We start from the raw sequence: 16,249 nt of genomic DNA, 5'->3' as shown, positions 1-16,249 counted from the left end.
CGCCGGCAAGCCGGCTCCTACGGGTGGGCGCGCGCGGGGAAGAGGATCACCGCGGCGCGCAGTTTGCTGCTGCCGAAGCTGCACATCTTGGCGAACTCGCCGTGACTCACCGGCAGGTGCTGGCAGTCCAGGGGCTGGCGGTGCTGGCTGTGGTCGACATCCGGGTCGTGGAGGTAGACGAAGTCCTGGTCGCAGTCGGTGACTATCACCCAGTGCGGCGCCTTGGAGCGGGTCAGGCGATAGCTGCTGATCAGCACCAGGGGCTGGCCGCCTTCACGCAACAGGCCGGGCAGGTCCAGCGGCCCGCCGAGCACCTGCTGCACTTCGCTGGCATCCAGTTCCTTGCAGAACTCATCGTGGACCAGGCGCATGACGTCCTTTTTATGTTCGTCGCGCACGCCGTTGAGAAACAGCGGCCCGCTGCTGTTGACCTGCAAGCGCACGGCAAAACCGCGGCGCCAGGCCGCCAGGGCCAGGCCCTGGGGGCTGCAGCCACCATGGCCCGAGGTCATGAAGACGGTGGTGGCTTCACGCCAGATCTGCAGTTCCTCCCGACGCTCCAGGGGCCGTGAAGGTTGCAGGGCGCCCATGGCCATCAGCAGGCAGGCGGGGCCGCAGGTGAAGTCGGTGGTCTGTTGGTAATAGGGCACGCGGATGCTGCGGGTCTCGCGGTGCTGGAGAATGCGTTTTTCCAGGCGCAGGGCGTCGGCGTGGTCCTGGTAATAGTCGGGGACCAGGGCGAAACGTCGGTAGCCGTTGCGCTCGTACAAGGCGATGGCCGCAGGGTTGTCGGTGCGTACCTCCAGGCGCAGGTAGGCGCAATCATGGGCCAGGGCACAGGCCTCCATGCGTTGCAGCAGGCGCTTGCCCAGCCCCAGGCCCCGGGCGCTTTCGGCGATGGCCAGGGAATACAGGCGCGCCAGGGAGGTGCCGCGATGAAACAGCACCAGGGCATACCCCAGCACCTGCGCCTGCTGTTCGGCCACCAGCAGCTGCCCATGGGCGCGGCTGATCATCCACTGGAAGCTGCGCGGGGTCAGCCGGTCGCTGGTGAAACATTGTTCTTCCAGCGCCACCAGCGCCGGCAAGTCCTCAAGGGTTGCAGTGCGAAAGACAAGATCCATATGACCGCCGTAAAAGTTGCGTAATGAAACGAGACTTCAAAAAAAGTTCGTGCTTAATAGAAAGGGTCAGGTTCTTCAGCGAGAGCGAACTTTATGTCAGCGGTACAAGGTCATTGGCGAGAAGTATCCGGGCAAAGTTTGCCGGCGACAATCACTTCCTCAACTAATATTGCCCGGCTGGACAAAACCTCAAGCCAGGTAATCATTATTGTCGAACGCAAGGAAGACTGGGCCTCGTACTTTCCCAGCGACGACATCCTCACGGCCCAGGAGTACCTCGAGCACAGTCGCGAAAGCGCGCCCGGCAAGCGCGTCCAGGTGATCAACCTGTGCCGCAGCTACAAGTACCTGGGGCATGGCTACTATTGCTCGCTATTGGCTGAAGCCCGCGGCCACCGGGTGATTCCCTCGGTACGCACCATCAGCGAACTGACCCGCAAGGCGCTTTACGGGTTGGCCCTGGATGATCTCGACAAGAGCCTGGAAAAGGCCCTGAGCAATCATCTTTACCGCGATACCGAAGGCTTTACGCTGACCCTGTACTTCGGTCGAACTCATATAGAGCCCTTGCAGGAATTGGCTCGGCAATTGTTTGAACTCTTCCCTTGTCCGATCCTGTTAGTTGATTTCAAGCGAACTAACAGTTGGCACATCGAAGGCGTCAAGTCGGGGGCGCTGCATAAGTTGCGCGAAGATCAGGAAGATCAGTTCGCCAACTCCCTGGACAGTTTCAGCCGCAAGGTCTGGCGGGTTCCGCGCTCCCGGCAAGTGGCCCGTTATGACTTGGCCATTCTCCATGATCCCCAGGAACTGCTGCCGCCTTCCAACCCTCGGGCGCTGGAGAGTTTCATTCGCGTGGGCAAGGGCCTGGGCATCGATGTGGAACTGATCGAGAAGAAGGACTATTCGCGGCTGGCCGAATATGACGCGCTGCTGATCCGCGAGACCACCAGCGTCGACAACCACACCTATCGTTTTGCCAAGAAGGCCGAGAGCGAAGGGCTGGTGGTGATGGACGACCCGGCGTCGATCCTGCGCTGCACCAACAAGGTCTACCTCAGCGACCTGCTCAAGGGCCATCAACTGGGCATGCCCGCCACCGAGATTCTCTACAAGGAGCGACCGCAGGATTTCGAACGGGTCGGCGAGCGCCTGGGTTTTCCCCTGGTGCTGAAGATCCCCGACGGCTGTTTTTCCCGCGGAGTGATCAAGGTCGAGAGCCAGCAGGCCTTGATGGAAGCCACCGCCGAGCTGTTCGAGCACTCGGTACTGCTGCTGGCCCAGGAGTTCTTCTACACCGAGTACGACTGGCGCATCGGCGTGCTCAACCGCAAACCGATCTTTGCCTGCCAGTACTTCATGTCCAAGGGCCATTGGCAGATCTACAACCACAAGGCCAAGGGCCAGGACATCAACGGCGAGTGCCGCACCCTGGCGATCCACGAAGCGCCCCGGGCGGTGGTGGATCTGGCGGTGAAGACCGCCAACCTGATCGGCGACGGCCTGTACGGCGTCGATCTCAAGCAGTCCGGCGACAAGGTGGTGGTGATCGAGGTCAACGACAACCCCAACCTCGACGCCGGCATCGAGGATGCCTACCTGCAGGACGATCTCTATGCCCTGGTGCTGGAGGAGTTTGTCCGCCGCCTGGAGCTCAAGCGGCGCGGCCAGGCCTGGTAGGGGCCTTCATTGCGGTTGCAGGGTCAGCACCTCGAAGCCGTCCCGGGTCACCGCCACCGTGTGTTCCCACTGGGCCGAGAGGCCGTTGTCGCGGGTGACCACGGTCCAGCCATCCTTGAGCCCGCGGACCCGGGCGCTGCCCTGGTTGAGCATCGGCTCGATGGTGAAGACCATGCCCTCGCGCAGCTCCAGGCCGGTACCGGGACGACCGAAGTGGAGGATTTGCGGCTCTTCGTGCATCTGCCGGCCGATGCCATGGCCGCAGTATTCACGGACCACGCTGTAGCCCTTGGCTTCGGCATGGGCCTGGATGGCATGGCCGATATCGCCCAGCCGGGCGCCGGGGCGCACCACCTTGATCGCCGCCCACATGGCCTCGAAGGTGGTGTCCACCAGGCGCCGGGCCTTGGGCCCGACGGTGCCGATCAGGTACATCTTGCTGGAGTCGGCGATGTAGCCGTTCTTCTCCAGGGTGATGTCGATATTGATGATGTCACCGTCCTTGAGCACGGCCTTGGGGTGGGGCATGCCGTGGCACACCACCTCGTTGATCGAGGTGTTGATGCAGTAGGGGTAGTTGTACTGGCCCTTGCTGGCCGGGCGCGCCTTGAGTTCATGGCGGATCAGGTGTTCCACCGCGGCGTCCAGCTCCAGGGTGGAAAGGCCGGGGGCGACAAAACCGTCGAGATAGGTGAACACCTGGGCCAGCAGCCGCCCGGCTTCGCGCATCAGCGCCAGTTGTTCCGGGGTCTTGATCAGGGCCTGGGTCATGCGCGCCCCCTGAGCAGGTCGGGCTTGTTCAGCAACAGCTTGTTGATCAGGTCGTTGTAGGCCAGGTGAGGGTTGAGTTCGGCCAGCAGGCCGATCTTCATCCAGAACTCGGCCTGGGCATTGATCGAGCGGTCCATGGCGGCGCTGGCCACGCGGATCTGCTCGTGCAGTTCATCGGAGATCTTGACGATGCCCATGGGGGCCTCCCTTGAGGAAATATACGAATCATATATGTTTCGTATATTGAGCTTCAAGCCACGGTGCCCAATGACAGACGTCGCCGTTCAAGGAGGCCGGGAAAAAAGCGTTGACCGGACCCTGCTGGCGCGAGTAATTTCCAGCCCATGACTTTCCCTGCATATCGTTCCCAGCCAAGCATTATTACCGCCATTCCTTATTGGCGGGCTTGCTGACGACTGCACCCAACCCGCCCTGGAGGCGGGTTTTTTCTCTCTGTCTCCCGGGCTTCGTACACAGCCAGGAGATCCACCATGAGTCGCCCCAGCCGTCCTGCTACCCCCCAGCCCAGTGCCGACATGGCGTTGCTGGAGCGCTACGTGAAGATGATTCTTGCGGCGCCGGTCTACGACCTGGCGATCCGTACGCCTTTGCAGGCGGCGCCGGCGCTGTCCGAGCGGCTGGGCAATCAGATCCTGCTCAAGCGCGAAGACCTGCAACCGACCTTTTCCTTCAAGATCCGTGGCGCCTACAACCGCCTGGCGCACCTCACCCCGGAGCAGAAGCTGCGCGGAGTGGTCACCGCGTCCGCCGGCAATCATGCCCAGGGCGTGGCGCTGGCGGCGCGGGAGCTGGGGATCAAGGCAAGCATCGTGATGCCCGCCAGCACCCCGGAACTCAAGGTGCTGGGGGTGCGCAGCCGCGGCGCCGAGGCGATCCTGCATGGCCAGAGCTTTCCCTTCGCCCTGGAGCATGCCCTGGATCTGGCCCAACGCACCGACAGTACCTTTGTTTCACCCTTTGATGATCCCCATGTGATTGCCGGGCAAGGCACCGTGGCCATGGAGATCCTGCGCCAGCAGCAGGGCGAACTGGACGCGATCTTCGTTCCGGTCGGCGGTGGCGGGCTGATCGCCGGGATCGCCGCCTATGTCAAATACCTACGGCCACAGATCCGCATCGTTGGTGTCGAGTCCGAACAATCCAACTGTCTGCAACAGGCCCTGGCGGCAGGGCAGCGGGTGGTGCTGCCTGAAGTGGGAACCTTTGCCGACGGTGTTGCGGTGGCGCAGATCGGTGAGCATGGTTTCCAGATCTGCCGGCATCACGTGGATCAAGTGATCAGCGTCAGCAACGACCAGCTGTGTGCGGCGATCAAGGACATCTACGACGATACCCGCTCCATCACCGAACCCTCGGGCGCCCTGGCGGTGGCGGGCATCAAGGAATACGTGGCGCAAAGCGGCGTCCGCGACCAGACCCTGGTGGCGATCGACTCGGGCGCCAACATCAACTTTGACAGCTTGCGCCACGTCGCCGAACGCGCCGCCCTGAGCAACGCCGCCTTGTAGGAACAGACCTGCCAGCGAAGGCGTCCTGCACAGCGATGCAGGCCTCAAGGGCCCATTCGCCGGCAAGCCGGCTCCTACGACAGCAGAGGGCGCATGAAGCTGCGTTCGTAGCTGAGGATGAAGCGCTTTTGCACCACCGCCGCTACCAGGGCCACGCTTTCCGGGTCACTGAGGGCGCTCTGGCGGTAGGCTTCGTAGTCCGCCAGGGAAGGAAAGCTGAACAGGCAGTAGGCGATGTTGCTGGCACCTTCGGAGGGCAGGAAATAGCCGTGGTGGGTGCCGCCCAGCCGCCTCACCACCGCGATCCAGGCCTTGGAGTAGGCTTCGAACTCGGCCAGTTGGTAGGGGTCGATCACGTATTTGACATGGCAGGTAATCAAGGGAGGCACTCCGGCTGGGGGGATGGCTTATTCCTGGCGGGCGTTTTCTGTCTTGTCCGCGGCGCTCCACAGGCGGTAGCGCACTTCCACGTCCTTGGGCGCGTAGATCACGATCGGCAGCTTGCTGTTGTAGCGCAAGACGAAGCCGTCACCGGTCACCGGGACGAAATCCTCGCGGGTCTTGCCGTCGGGGCAGGCCATCCGCGTACTTATCGGGCCGCTGACCTGGTCCAGGCGGTAGTAGGGATAACCCCAGCCTTCGAGGTTCTTCTCTAGCAGCTTGCCGCCCAGGCGCTGCAGGTTGCAGTCCACGGTGAGGGTCTTGCCGGCGAGGATCTCGACCTTGTAGCGGTCTTCGTGCTGTTGCTTGGGCAGGTGGATGACCTGGCGGGTGAAGCCGTCTTCGGCCTTGGGGTAGGGCGCGGTGTCTTCGAGCTTGGCGGCAAAGGCCTGGGCGCAGAGAGCCGAAAGCAGGGTGACGCTGGCAAGGGGGAGCAGACGCATGAAGCCTCCTGGCTGATTGAAAGCGCGATACACCCGTTTGAGTGGGCGCCTTGGGGAAAGTCCGGCTCGGGCATTCTGACCGGCGCCCGAGGCGCAATGCAAACGTCCTGGGTAGCAGGGCATTTTGCAAGGCCAACTGCCTGCTTTCTTGCACTTTGCACGGCTGCTCGTGCGCCGCATGCCGATTTCGCAGGGCCCTGTGGCGCTGCCGGCCAGGCACGTTTCCTGCTGCTTTATCAATCAGGCCCGCGATTGAGCAAAACCTTGAAACAAGACCAGTTGCACGCAAATGGAGGGATAGGCCGGCGGCCGGTATGGGCTGGCAGCCAACCAAGCGAAAAACCCCGGTGCTCAGAGCGAAATCGAATTTAGCAGCCTCGGGAAAGCGGCTTAGTCTGTAGCTTGGCTCCGTCTGCAAGGATCAAGACCGGGCCCGGATCACTACCGAACACGGACGTCATTGTTGTCAGGTTGTTTGCCTATTGATTGGCCGTCTCGAACAAAGGAGAGAGTCGCCATGTTTCTATCTGCCCTTGAACTGCGAAATATCATTGAAAGCAGCTTTCTGCCCAAACGCTGCCAATGCACCCTAAGCCCCGACCTGTCGATGACCGTGAAGGTCTTCGGCGACCATCAAACCGACCGGGTCGACCTGGTGGTTACCGGCATCGACGCCTCGCAGCTCAACGGCTGTCGGGAAATCAACGAGCTGATTGCCGAATTGCGCTACGACCTGGCGCACAACCCTCGCCAGGTTGCCCCTCTGCGGCGTGCATTCTAGGCGCCTTCGGGAGTAGGGAATTCAACAGGGGGGCCGCCAGGCCGCCGCGAAACCCGGCTTGCCGATCGGCACCGGGCGTGATGAGGGGCCGCAGCGCGGCCCCGTGTGAGCGTGTTGCACAGCCTCAATTATCGGTGGTGCACGCATCCGACATCTTTCTGTAGGTGATTTCCTCGGGCTTGCCCTGGTTGTCGATGAACTTCATGTCGGCGGTGATCACTTTGCACTCCTGGGTCGCAGGTTCGGTCATCGAGATCACTTTGCCCACATGCAGCGGCATTCCATAGTGGTAGGGCACGGCGGTGGTGCTGTCTGCCTGGGCCAGGCCACTGAGGGCACTCAACAGCAGGGCGGTGGCAGTCAAACCGATACGCAGGTTCATGGCAATTCTCCGATGCAGGCTACGTCAGTTCCGCGCCAATCAGGCGTTAGAACTTGCCGCGCAGCGCTTCAGATTGTTCTGAGCTGGCGCGGTCAATGACACTTTTAGCCTGACGGATTAATTGCCGATTAAATTGCATAGGGAGCTAATGTTTTTTACAGCTCGCTGTAGGCAATGCGTTGATACCCGGGCAATGCCTGTTGCAGCAGTTGTTCCAGAGACTGCTGCGCCGGCAGGTAATCGTCACCGAAATCACCCTCGGCCAGCTGGGTCGGGTGGGCCACCACTTCAATCACGCCGGGCGGGCGAAAACCTTCCAGCAGGTCCCTGGGCGTGCACACGCTCTGGGCCCCGGCCCCGCACAACCAGCGGATACGCAGGTTGAGCGCGCTCTTGAACAACCGCTTGAGGGGCCCGATGTTGCCCCCCACATTGCGCGCCAGGCGCACCGGCACCCCTTGCTGCGCGGCGAAGCGAGCGACGATGGCTGCCACCGGCCACAGGTTGTGCACGTGCTGGTGGGAGTCGATATGGCTGGGCCGCACACCCTGATCGACACAGCGCTGCCACTGGGCCTGCAACTCCTCGCGCACCGCCTCGGCCGCCGCGCCCGGCAGGCGCAGGGCCGAGCGCCGCAGGTTCAGGTCGAACTGCCCCTGAGGGTCACAGAACAACGGCTGGTGGCGCATCGCCGGGCTCAGTGGCGCGCCGTAGGTGAGGTTGAAATGCAGGCCGATGCGTCCCAGCAAATCGTGCTGCTGGGTCAGTTCACAGGCGTCGTTGAACGCCGGCATGTTGGCCATCAGGGTCGCCGAGCTGATCACCCCTCGCTTGAAGGCGCGCAGGGTCAGCTGGTTGTAGTCCAGGTCGAGACCGAAGTCGTCGGCATTGACGATGACCCGGTGGGCCCGGGCGGCAGTCAGGGGGCGGTTCATGGGCGGGATCCTTGTACGGTGTTGGCCTGGCGCCGTTCGCGCCAGGCCTTGAGGCGCGGCTTGAGCCACTGCCAGATGCGTTCGGCGGTACCGGCCAGCAGCGCTCGCGGGCGCCAGGAATAGAAGCTCCAGCGCTGGTGTTCCACCAGGCCGCTCATGCGTTCATGCAACTGATGGCTGGAGCGGCTGAGGCTGACCCGCGAGGCATCGACCCACTGCCAGCCTTCGTCCAGCCCCCAGCGGATCCACTCATCCAGCAGCAGCCGGCCGCTGCCCAGGTTCTTGTATTGCGCCAGGAAGGCGATGTTGTAGTCGTACAGGCGGCCGCGCTCCAGCAGGCCGAGGCGATAGCTGATGCAACGGCCCTGGTGTTCCAGCATCACCACCCGCACACAACCTTCGGCGGCCAGGCCGCGCAGGGCGCTGGCCATCCATTGCCAGCGCAGCTCCCCGGAGAAGATCCCCAGCCCGTCTGCGCCTTTCCAACTGGCCTGTTCCACCTCGCGGAGCATCTCCAGCACCCCGTCCATGCCGTCGGCCTGGGGCGCCATGCGGATCACCCGAGCGTCGATTTCCGCGCAGCGTTTCTTCGCCCGGCGCAGCTCGTAGCGCAAGGTGCCGGTGGCTTCCTCGCGGTCGCTGTCGACAATCAGGTGTTCCGGCGCCCGGCAGCTCAGGGCTTGTTCGCTGTACCAGCTGGCCCGGCGCCAGGGTGCCAGCAGGCGCTCGGCGTCCACCAGTTCATGAAGTTGCAGCAGGTCATGGGGCAGTCGCTGGCGGATCTGCTCCAGCACCTCGGGCATGGCGCCTTGCGCCGGGTCCGCGACCAGCAGCGCCAGGCGGTCGCTCAGCGGATGCCCCAGGTGGCGTACCACCTGCAGGCGCAGGCCGGCCCGGGTTTCGCGGCCCAGGGTCAGCGGCAGGCAGAGCACCAGGCGCTGGCCGTGCCAGCCCAGGAGTATCTGCAAGTGCCGGTGATCCAGGGCCCGTTCCGCCCCCTGCAGCCAGCTCAAGCGATTGAACGGCGTGGCCTGTGGCACTTGCTGGCGCAGTTGCTCATAGGCCGCCACGGGAAAGTCCTGGGTGCAGAGGCTGGCGCACCATTGCCAACGCAGGCTCACGAACGTTCCTTGTCGATAGGGCTGGAACCGCTGGGCTGCTGTGCCAGGCGCCCGCGGCGCAGGTGGTGCAGGCGTGTCTGGTGGTAGGGCCGGCGGCGGTGGAAGTGCAGGCAGCGCAACAGGCAGTAGACATGCAGGGATTCACCCACTTCCTGGAACCCCAGGCGCATGTGCATCTTCAGCGCCGGCTCGTTGCGCACGTTGACCAGGGCCCGGGTGGCCTTGAAGCCGCGCTCGCGGTACTCGTCCCAAAGCAGCTTCTGCGCCAGGATCACCACCCCCGAGCCGCGATATGGCACCGCGCACTCTCCGGCGAACTGATACAGGCAGCCCGGCGGGATGCGCATCCAGCAGCGGTACAACTGGTCGTCGTAGTAATCGCGCTCGCTGATCCACACCATCATCATCACGTTGCCGTCTTCATCCAGGTGTGCGCTGCCGCGGCTGCCTTTGTCCAGCAGGCCGCGAATGGCCGGCAGTTGCGCCTTGAAGTACTTGTCGAAGGCCGGCAGCAGCTCGCGGGTGATGGGCACCTGGGGCCAGCGGCCGGGGTTGATGGGGCAGGGCACCGGCAAGGCCAGGGAGCGTTCCAGGGTCAGCAGTTCCCAGTGGTAATAGAAGAAGCGTTCACGCAGCACCCGCAGGCTGCCACGCAGGCCCTTGCGGCGGATTCTGGCCAACAGGCCGGTCAAGCGACTCATAGGGTTTTCCAGGTCAAGGCAAACAGGGTTTCACCGGGCACCTGCAACTGGGCCCGGCCATTGCTGCACTGCACGGCGGCGGAGCGGCTGTGCCCGTCGGCGCCGAGCAGCTCCAGGCTCGGGCCGGCCTGGCAGATCTGCTCGGCGCCGTCCAGGTCGATGGTTTGTGCGCGCGGGGTCTTGGTCACGCCCAGCAGGCTGTGGCGCGGGCCATCGCGCAGTGCCAGGGCATCCACCTCGAAGGCCGGGTTGTCCAGCGCCTGGACCTGCCCCAGCCAGTGCCGCTGGATGAATTGCTGGGCCACGGCCACCGGCTTCAGGCTGAAGCGCTGGGCGTCGTGCTGGGCCAGCATGCCCTTGGGGTACTCGGGCTCATCGGCGGCCTGGAACCAGTTGAGCATTTCCAGCAGGCCGTCCTGGGAGGCATTGGCCACCACCGACATCCACCACAGGGCGGCGTAGTGAGTGTCCTGCTGATAGGGGCTCAGGTCCGGGCCGCTGGAGATATTGGTCTGGCTCAGCAACAGCGCCTTGCGCGGCCGGCCCAGGTCATTCAGGCCCACCAGGTCGGCGGCGGCGCGCACGCTGGCGCGGTAGCGGCGGGTGGCCAGCAGGTCGCGGACCATCCACTCGTGCCAGGCCATGGCGTCGATATCGGCGCCGTGGGCCTCCAGCAACTGGCGCGCCCAGTCGATGCCGCGGCGCTGCCCGGCACCGATGCGAAACGGCCCGTCCAGCAGCCGCGAACTGACCGGCATGGCAATGCGCACACCTGCGGCCCGGGCCTCGGGGTTGGCCTTGACGTGCTCCAGCATGCGCCCGAAGTAGCTGGCGAACACGGCGTAGCTGGGGTAGTTGAGGTTGGGTTCGTCGGCGAACGCCAGGTAGTGCAGGCCCTGGTTGCCCAGGCGCACGCTGTCCGCCAGCCAGGCGTCGAGGCCGGCGAAGCTCTGGCTGTCGGCTGCCAGCACCGCCCGGCGCCCGGTGCCCGCCAGCAGGGTGATGTCGCGGTCGATCTTGAACGTTTCGCGGTACAGCCGGCGAAAGCCCAGCTCGCGCTGGGGTTCCTGCTGGATCACATCGACGAAGCTGTAGAAGTTGGCCGCCCGCGGCCCCAGGGCCCGCAGCAGTTCAAAGGTCGACTGCGGCGGCTGGGCATAGGGCAGGGCGATCCCCAGGTGCGGGCTGGGGCCGAGCATCTGCGGCTTGAGGCTCAGCTCGACCCGGCCCGGTGTCCATTGCAGCGGGTGCAACTGGCGCAGGTCCTGGGCGAACAGGTTGGCGGTGCCGTCGAGCCAGAACGCCACCTTGCCCGAGCCGCCCAGGGACAGGCGCCAGACCTCGTCCTGCTGGGCCACCGGCAGTTGGATCTGGTCGAACTGACCGTACTTCGGGTGCTCCACCAGCTTCAGGCGCAGCAACTGGTGGTCACTCAGGCGCGTGGCCTGGAGCACGCTGACCCCACCGTAATACTTGCCCGCCAGTACCGCCTGCTCTCCGGCGGCCACGCGAAAATACAGCTCCACGCCACTGGGCACGTCGGCGCTGAAATGCACCTTGGCCGGTTCGAACTGGGCCCGGGTGGCGCTGTCGTGGCTGACCTTGAAGTTGCGAAAGCTGTAGCCCGGTACCTGCAGCCTGTAGTCGCCCTGGGCCGCGGGCAGTTGGACTTCCCGCTGGCCGTAGGGTTGGTCGGCGCGAATCTCCAGCTGTTGCAGCAACTGGCCGTCCGGGCGCAGCAGGTACAGCTGCTCCTGGTTGGCGTCGCTCTGCCAGGCCGGGCTCCAGCGCAGGTGCAGGGTGTCGCCGGCCTCGGCTTGCAGGTACAGGCTGCCGTCGCGGATATCGCCCCATTGCAGGGGCGCGGCGTGCAGGGCAGTGGCCGCCGAGATCAGCATCAGGGCGAGCAGGGAACAGGGTTTCATTGAAGCCTTTCCTTAGGGCGCAATAACTGGCGCACGTAGACGATGTCTCCAGGTAACAGGATCAGGGTGCGGTACCAGACCACACCGCTGAGGTGGCAATACAGGCCGAGCATGGCCAGGCTCACCGCGAGGTAGGCAATGGACGAGGCCAGGCCGGCGCCGACGATGCCCAGCGACGGGATCAGCAGCGCATTGAGCGCCAGGTTCAGCAGGGCGCCACCGGCCAGCAGCAGCGACAGCGTGCCGGGGCGCTGCTTGCCCAAGAGGTCCAGGCGCAGGATGCTCGCGTAGCACAGGCCGAACAGCCCGGGCAGCAAGGCCAGCAGTGCACCGTAGGCCGGGGCGTAGTCGGCGCCGAACAGGGTGACAATCAGCCACTGGCCGATCAGCGCCATGCACAGGCAGGCGCCGAGCATCACCGTGGCGGTCAGGCGCAGGGCCAGGGCGGTCAGTTGCTCGATGCCCGACCCCTGTTGCAGCAGGCGCTTCATCAGTGGCGTGGTCACCGCCTCGGGAATGATCAGCAGCAGCTCGGCGGCGGCGCTGGCCATGGCGTACCAGCCCAGGGCCGCGGGGTCGAGCAGGGCCCCGATGAACAGGTAGTCCGAACGCAGCATCAATTGTTGCGACAGCACCCCGGGGTGGCTCTGGGCGCTGTAGCGCAGCAGCTTGCCCTGTTCCCCGGCCTGCCAGCGCAGGCCCAGGTCGTGGAAGCGTCGCAACCAGCACCAGCCAACCACCACCACCAGCAAGGTGCCCCCCAGCCAGCTGACCAGGGCCGCCGACAGCGGCTGGTCGCGCCAGATCCACCACAGGCCGACGAACAGCAGCAGCGGCACCAGGGATTCCAGCAGGCGCAGGGCATTGAAGGCTTCGACCCGGCCATCGGCGTTGTGCAGGGTCAGCAGGCCGCTCTTGAGCACGGTGATGGGCACCGCCAGCAACAACAGCCAGGCCAGGTCCCCCAGTTGCAGGCTCAGTTCCCACTGGCTGCCCAGGGTGTTCATCAATGCCAGCCCGGCCAGGGTCAGCAGGCTGGCCAGCAGGCAGCCGTACACCAGCACCTGGGTCAGTAGCAGGCCCATGGGCCGCTGGCGCGCGGCTTCATAGCCGACCGCGGTGTTCAGCCCGCCGCTGGTCAGGGCGGCAATCAGGTCCGGCAGGGTGCTGAGCAGGGCGAACAGGCCGCGATCCGCCGGGCCCAGCAAGCGAGCCAGCAGCACGTTGCGCAGCAGCCGCAGGCCGATCATCGCCAGGCGCGTGCCCATGCTCAGGGCCAGGTGCCAGAGGTAGCCGCCGCGCTTCATGCCCGGGCTCCCTGCAGCAGGCGCCAGGCCAGCAAGCCGGGGCGGGCGGCGCTGGCGTGGCTGACGTCGATGCGTGGCAAGGCCAGGAGCGGGTTGCCACTGGCCTCGATCAGCCCGGGGCGGGTGCCCAGGGCGTAGCGATAACCCAGCCCGGCGACGGCGGCGCGCACCTGGGCATTGTGGTCGCCATTGGGGTAGCAATAGACCCCCAGCGGCGCCTGGCAATGGTTCTGCAACGCCTGATGGGAGCGTTGCAGATCCGCTTTCAGCGCGGCCTCGTCAAGGCCGGTGAGAATGGCATGGCTGGCGCCGTGGGGCCCGAAGCGCACCAGTGCCGAACGCTCCAGGCGCTGCACCTGGGCCCAGTCCAGGCTGTGGGGGCCGTGCTCGTTGGGGCAACTGTCGGCCAGGGCCTGGAGAGTGGGCCCGGGCAGGGTCTTCAAGCGTTGCAGGTAGCGCCCCAGGAGCCGGCTGCGGGCGTCGCTGTCACCCGGCTGCAACAGTTCGGCCGCAGGTGCCAGTTGCAGCGCCTGCAACTGTTCCAGCAGCGGCCGGGCCGCGGCGCTTGCGGGCCGCAGCCAGAGCGTTTCGCCGATGGACTCCCACCAGAAGCCCTGGGCGCTGCCGATGAAGTCGGTGGAGAGGAAGATGCTCGCCGGCACCTCGTAGCGCTCCAGCAGCGGGTAGGCCACCTCGGCGTTGTCGCGCCAGCCGTCATCGAAGGTCAGGGCCAGGCGCGGCCGGTCACCGCCGGGGTATTGCAGCAGGTGATTGAGCGGCACACAGTCGAAATGCCGCCGCAGCCAGCGCAGCAGGTGCTCGAACTGGCGCTGGCCGACGCACAGTGGCGCCCGGTGCGGCCGGCGGGCGGCCTGCTCGTCGGCCAGCACCCGGTGCAGCATCAGCACCACCCCGGCTTCGCTGAGGCGGGCGCGGCCGACGCTGTGCAAGTAGGCGTTGCCCAGCAGGCGCTTGAGGTTGAGTTTGAGGTTCATGTCAGCGGTTCTGTTGTGGGTTCCACAGGGCATAGCGCTGCCCGCGGAGAAATTGCCAGAGGCCCATGCTCATGCCGGCCATTGTCACCAGCACGAAACCGGCCAGGCGAAACACCTTGGGCAGGCGCCCGCGGCGGTCCAGCAGGCCCATGATCCCGGCGCCGTAACCCAGCACCTGGGCCAGCAGGGCCAGGCTGTAGAAGGCGCCGGCATTCCACAGCAGCAGGCTGCTGACCAGCAGTGGCAGCAACAGCACCGGGGCCAGGCGGCGGATCAGCTTGTGGCTGATCAGGGCGATGGCGTAGGCGCCGTGGCGCAGTGGGTTCATCAGCTCGCGGCGCTGGGCCAGGCTCTGCAGGCCGCCGACGGTGACCCGCAGGCGCCGCCGGTACTGCTTGCCGGCTTCGTCCACGCCCTGGTCCAGCACCTGGGCCTCCTCGACATAGACGATCCGCTTGCCGGCCACCGGGGCGCAGGTGCTGATGAAGAAGTCATCGTTGACCTCGGCCGGAACCCGCTGGAACAGTTCGCGGCGCAGGGCCAGCAGCGCTCCGTCGGCGGAGACCATGCAGCCGGTGCGGTTTTCCGCCTGGCGCAACCAGGCCTCGTAGTGCCGGTACAGGCTGTCTCCCAGGCTCAGGTTGTGCCCGGGGTCGGGGATGATCATGTGCCCGCCACAGGCCCCCACCTGCGGGTCGGACAAGGGCGCCAGCAGCTTGCCCAGGGTGTCGTGGGACCACTGGTTGTCGGCGTCGGTGAACACCAGGATGTCGTTGCGCGCCAGTTCCACCGCGGCGTTCAGCGCCCCGGCCTTGCCCACCCGGGGCAGGTCCAGGACCACGATCCGTGAGTCGCGCACGCCCAGGGCCGTGGCCACGGTGTCGTCGCTGGAACCGTCGCTGGCGAGGATGATCTGCAAGTCGGTGGCCGGGTAGTCCTGCTGCAACAGGGTGCGCAGCTTGTGCTCGATGTGCGGGCCTTCGTTGTGCGCGGCGATGATCACGCTGACCGACAGCGGCGCGCCTTCCTGCACCGGCCGCGGCCTGACGAACAGGCTGAGCAGGGCCAGCAGCAGGGGGTAGCCGACCCAGGCATAGAAAGGCAGTAGCAGGCACAGCCAGAAAAGTGTTTTAGCCACGGTCAGGTCTCTCGGCAGAACGGTTGAACAGGGCCTGCACCAGGGCCAGGGCGCCCAGGTGCAGGCGCACCCAGTGCAGCAGCCAGAGTTGCAGGACGAACAGCGGGTCGCGTTGGCGCAGGCCCTGGCGCACGGCCAGGGCCAGGGGCGCCAGCGCTCCCAGCAGCAGGCACAGGCCCGCGGCGCCGGGCAGGCCCGCGAGCAGGCACAGCAACGCCACGAGGCTGAGCAGGGCGCAGGCCAGGCACAACAGGGGAAAGCGCAACAGGCGCAGGCTGAAGCCGCTGCCTTTGAGCAATTGCACGTGGCTGCCCTGGCGCCAGCGTTCCTTGCCGGCCCATTCGGCCCAGCTGGCCTCGTAGCCCCAATGCAGCACCTGGGGCTGGGGCAGGCTCAACTGGCGGGCGCCGGCAGCGTGCAGGCGCAGGCCGAAATCCTTGTCCTCGCCGGTGCGCAACTGCTCGTTGAAGCCGCCGACCCGTTCGAACCAGGCCCGCTGCAGGCACAGGTTGGGGGTGGGCATCCACGGCAGTAGCCGGGGTTGCGGATCGCCGGCCAGGCTGCGGCGCTGCCAGGCCCGGGCGAACCAGGGGGCGCTGGCGGGTGCCGCGCAGTCCAGGGCGAAGACCTCGGCACGCCGCTCGGCCTGGGCCTGCTGCCAGAGCTGCAGCCAATTGCCGGGCACTTCGATGTCGGCGTCGAGGAACGCCAGGCTATCGCCGGTGGCCACCGCCGCACCGCGGTTACGCAGGGCGCCGATGCCGATGCCCGGGCACAGCAGCACCCGCGCGCCCAGCTCCCGGGCCCGTTGCGGCCCCTGATCGGTGGAGCCGTTGTCCACCACTATCAGTTCGCAGTCCAGGGTCGCCGCCCGGGCGGCGCGCAGCACGCTGTCCAGGGTGCGGGTGATGTGACGCGCCTCGTTGTACATGGGCACGATCACGCTGATCCTTTGCATCTTTGCCTCCCTTGGCCA

Annotated in this window: 17 protein-coding genes; 3 read left to right on the top strand and 14 right to left on the bottom strand. The window is 65.7% G+C overall.

Annotated features, from left to right (window positions below; translation table 11 throughout):
* Nucleotides 1–17: 17 nt before the first annotated feature.
* Nucleotides 18–1,124 carry a GNAT family N-acetyltransferase/peptidase C39 family protein gene (locus AC07R1_RS05265; protein ID WP_015635683.1) on the bottom strand — a complete coding sequence of 369 codons (1,107 nt, stop codon included), beginning with the start codon at nucleotides 1,122–1,124 and terminating at the stop codon, nucleotides 18–20.
* Nucleotides 1,125–1,217: 93 nt separating this feature from the next.
* Between AC07R1_RS05265 and AC07R1_RS05260 the strand changes: the two genes are divergently transcribed.
* Complete coding sequence (locus AC07R1_RS05260; protein WP_015635682.1) at nucleotides 1,218–2,804, top strand: RimK family alpha-L-glutamate ligase; 1,587 nt, start codon at nucleotides 1,218–1,220, stop codon at nucleotides 2,802–2,804.
* Between the two features lie 6 nt (nucleotides 2,805–2,810).
* Here the strand turns inward: AC07R1_RS05260 and map are convergent, their stop codons facing one another.
* Together map and AC07R1_RS05250 are read right to left on the bottom strand one after the other, a co-directional pair.
* Nucleotides 2,811–3,575, bottom strand: coding sequence for a type I methionyl aminopeptidase (gene map, locus AC07R1_RS05255; RefSeq protein WP_011061387.1), 765 nt, complete (start codon nucleotides 3,573–3,575; stop codon nucleotides 2,811–2,813).
* Nucleotides 3,572–3,772: a ParD-like family protein gene (locus tag AC07R1_RS05250; protein ID WP_011061386.1), complete on the bottom strand. Its 201-nt coding sequence runs from the start codon at nucleotides 3,770–3,772 to the stop codon at nucleotides 3,572–3,574. Before AC07R1_RS05250 ends, map begins: the two co-directional genes overlap by 4 nt.
* Before the next feature lie 294 nt (nucleotides 3,773–4,066).
* Between AC07R1_RS05250 and ilvA the strand changes: the two genes are divergently transcribed.
* Nucleotides 4,067–5,104: a threonine ammonia-lyase, biosynthetic gene (ilvA, locus tag AC07R1_RS05245; RefSeq protein ID WP_495110233.1), complete on the top strand. Its 1,038-nt coding sequence runs from the start codon at nucleotides 4,067–4,069 to the stop codon at nucleotides 5,102–5,104.
* A 74-nt stretch (nucleotides 5,105–5,178) separates the two neighbouring features.
* Here ilvA and AC07R1_RS05240 read toward each other — a convergent pair whose 3' ends face one another.
* Both AC07R1_RS05240 and eco read right to left on the bottom strand, forming a co-directional pair.
* Nucleotides 5,179–5,484 (bottom strand): NIPSNAP family protein, encoded by a 306-nt coding sequence (locus AC07R1_RS05240; protein ID WP_011061384.1) that lies wholly within the window; start codon nucleotides 5,482–5,484, stop codon nucleotides 5,179–5,181.
* A gap of 27 nt (nucleotides 5,485–5,511) precedes the next feature.
* Nucleotides 5,512–5,988 carry a serine protease inhibitor ecotin gene (gene eco / locus AC07R1_RS05235; protein WP_015635680.1) on the bottom strand — a complete coding sequence of 159 codons (477 nt, stop codon included), beginning with the start codon at nucleotides 5,986–5,988 and terminating at the stop codon, nucleotides 5,512–5,514.
* Between the two features lie 517 nt (nucleotides 5,989–6,505).
* Here eco and AC07R1_RS05230 point away from each other — a divergent pair.
* On the top strand, nucleotides 6,506–6,769 hold the full coding sequence (locus AC07R1_RS05230) for a DUF1652 domain-containing protein (RefSeq protein ID WP_011061382.1): 264 nt from the start codon (nucleotides 6,506–6,508) through the stop codon (nucleotides 6,767–6,769).
* Nucleotides 6,770–6,893: 124 nt separating this feature from the next.
* On the opposite strand, the gene AC07R1_RS05225 is transcribed toward AC07R1_RS05230, so the two are convergent.
* From AC07R1_RS05225 to AC07R1_RS05185, 9 genes are all read right to left on the bottom strand, one after another.
* Nucleotides 6,894–7,151: a DUF2790 domain-containing protein gene (locus tag AC07R1_RS05225; protein WP_011061381.1), complete on the bottom strand. Its 258-nt coding sequence runs from the start codon at nucleotides 7,149–7,151 to the stop codon at nucleotides 6,894–6,896.
* 155 nt (nucleotides 7,152–7,306) lie between these two features.
* Nucleotides 7,307–8,086, bottom strand: a complete 780-nt coding sequence (locus AC07R1_RS05220; protein WP_495110232.1) for a carbohydrate deacetylase — start codon at nucleotides 8,084–8,086, stop codon at nucleotides 7,307–7,309.
* A complete protein-coding gene (locus AC07R1_RS05215) occupies nucleotides 8,083–9,207 on the bottom strand; it encodes a GNAT family N-acetyltransferase (RefSeq protein ID WP_495110231.1) in 1,125 nt (374 codons plus the stop codon). Before AC07R1_RS05215 ends, AC07R1_RS05220 begins: the two co-directional genes overlap by 4 nt.
* Complete coding sequence (locus AC07R1_RS05210; protein WP_011061378.1) at nucleotides 9,204–9,908, bottom strand: GNAT family N-acetyltransferase; 705 nt, start codon at nucleotides 9,906–9,908, stop codon at nucleotides 9,204–9,206. The genes AC07R1_RS05215 and AC07R1_RS05210 overlap by 4 nt, the downstream gene beginning before the upstream one ends.
* Nucleotides 9,905–11,833: a hypothetical protein gene (locus AC07R1_RS05205; protein WP_495110230.1), complete on the bottom strand. Its 1,929-nt coding sequence runs from the start codon at nucleotides 11,831–11,833 to the stop codon at nucleotides 9,905–9,907. Before AC07R1_RS05205 ends, AC07R1_RS05210 begins: the two co-directional genes overlap by 4 nt.
* Complete coding sequence (locus AC07R1_RS05200; protein WP_495110229.1) at nucleotides 11,830–13,140, bottom strand: lipopolysaccharide biosynthesis protein; 1,311 nt, start codon at nucleotides 13,138–13,140, stop codon at nucleotides 11,830–11,832. The genes AC07R1_RS05205 and AC07R1_RS05200 overlap by 4 nt, the downstream gene beginning before the upstream one ends.
* On the bottom strand, nucleotides 13,137–14,135 hold the full coding sequence (locus AC07R1_RS05195) for a polysaccharide deacetylase family protein (RefSeq protein WP_053151723.1): 999 nt from the start codon (nucleotides 14,133–14,135) through the stop codon (nucleotides 13,137–13,139). Before AC07R1_RS05195 ends, AC07R1_RS05200 begins: the two co-directional genes overlap by 4 nt.
* Nucleotide 14,136: 1 nt before the next feature.
* A complete protein-coding gene (locus AC07R1_RS05190; RefSeq protein WP_053158618.1) occupies nucleotides 14,137–15,273 on the bottom strand; it encodes a glycosyltransferase in 1,137 nt (378 codons plus the stop codon).
* Nucleotides 15,266–16,231 (bottom strand): glycosyltransferase family 2 protein, encoded by a 966-nt coding sequence (locus tag AC07R1_RS05185; protein ID WP_123430743.1) that lies wholly within the window; start codon nucleotides 16,229–16,231, stop codon nucleotides 15,266–15,268. Before AC07R1_RS05185 ends, AC07R1_RS05190 begins: the two co-directional genes overlap by 8 nt.
* Between the last annotated feature and the right edge of the window lie 18 nt (nucleotides 16,232–16,249).

The organism is Pseudomonas sp. GW821-FHT07F01, from assembly GCF_059418825.1.
Note: the sequence above shows the minus strand (reverse complement) of the source record. Positions and strands in the feature narration are given on the sequence as shown.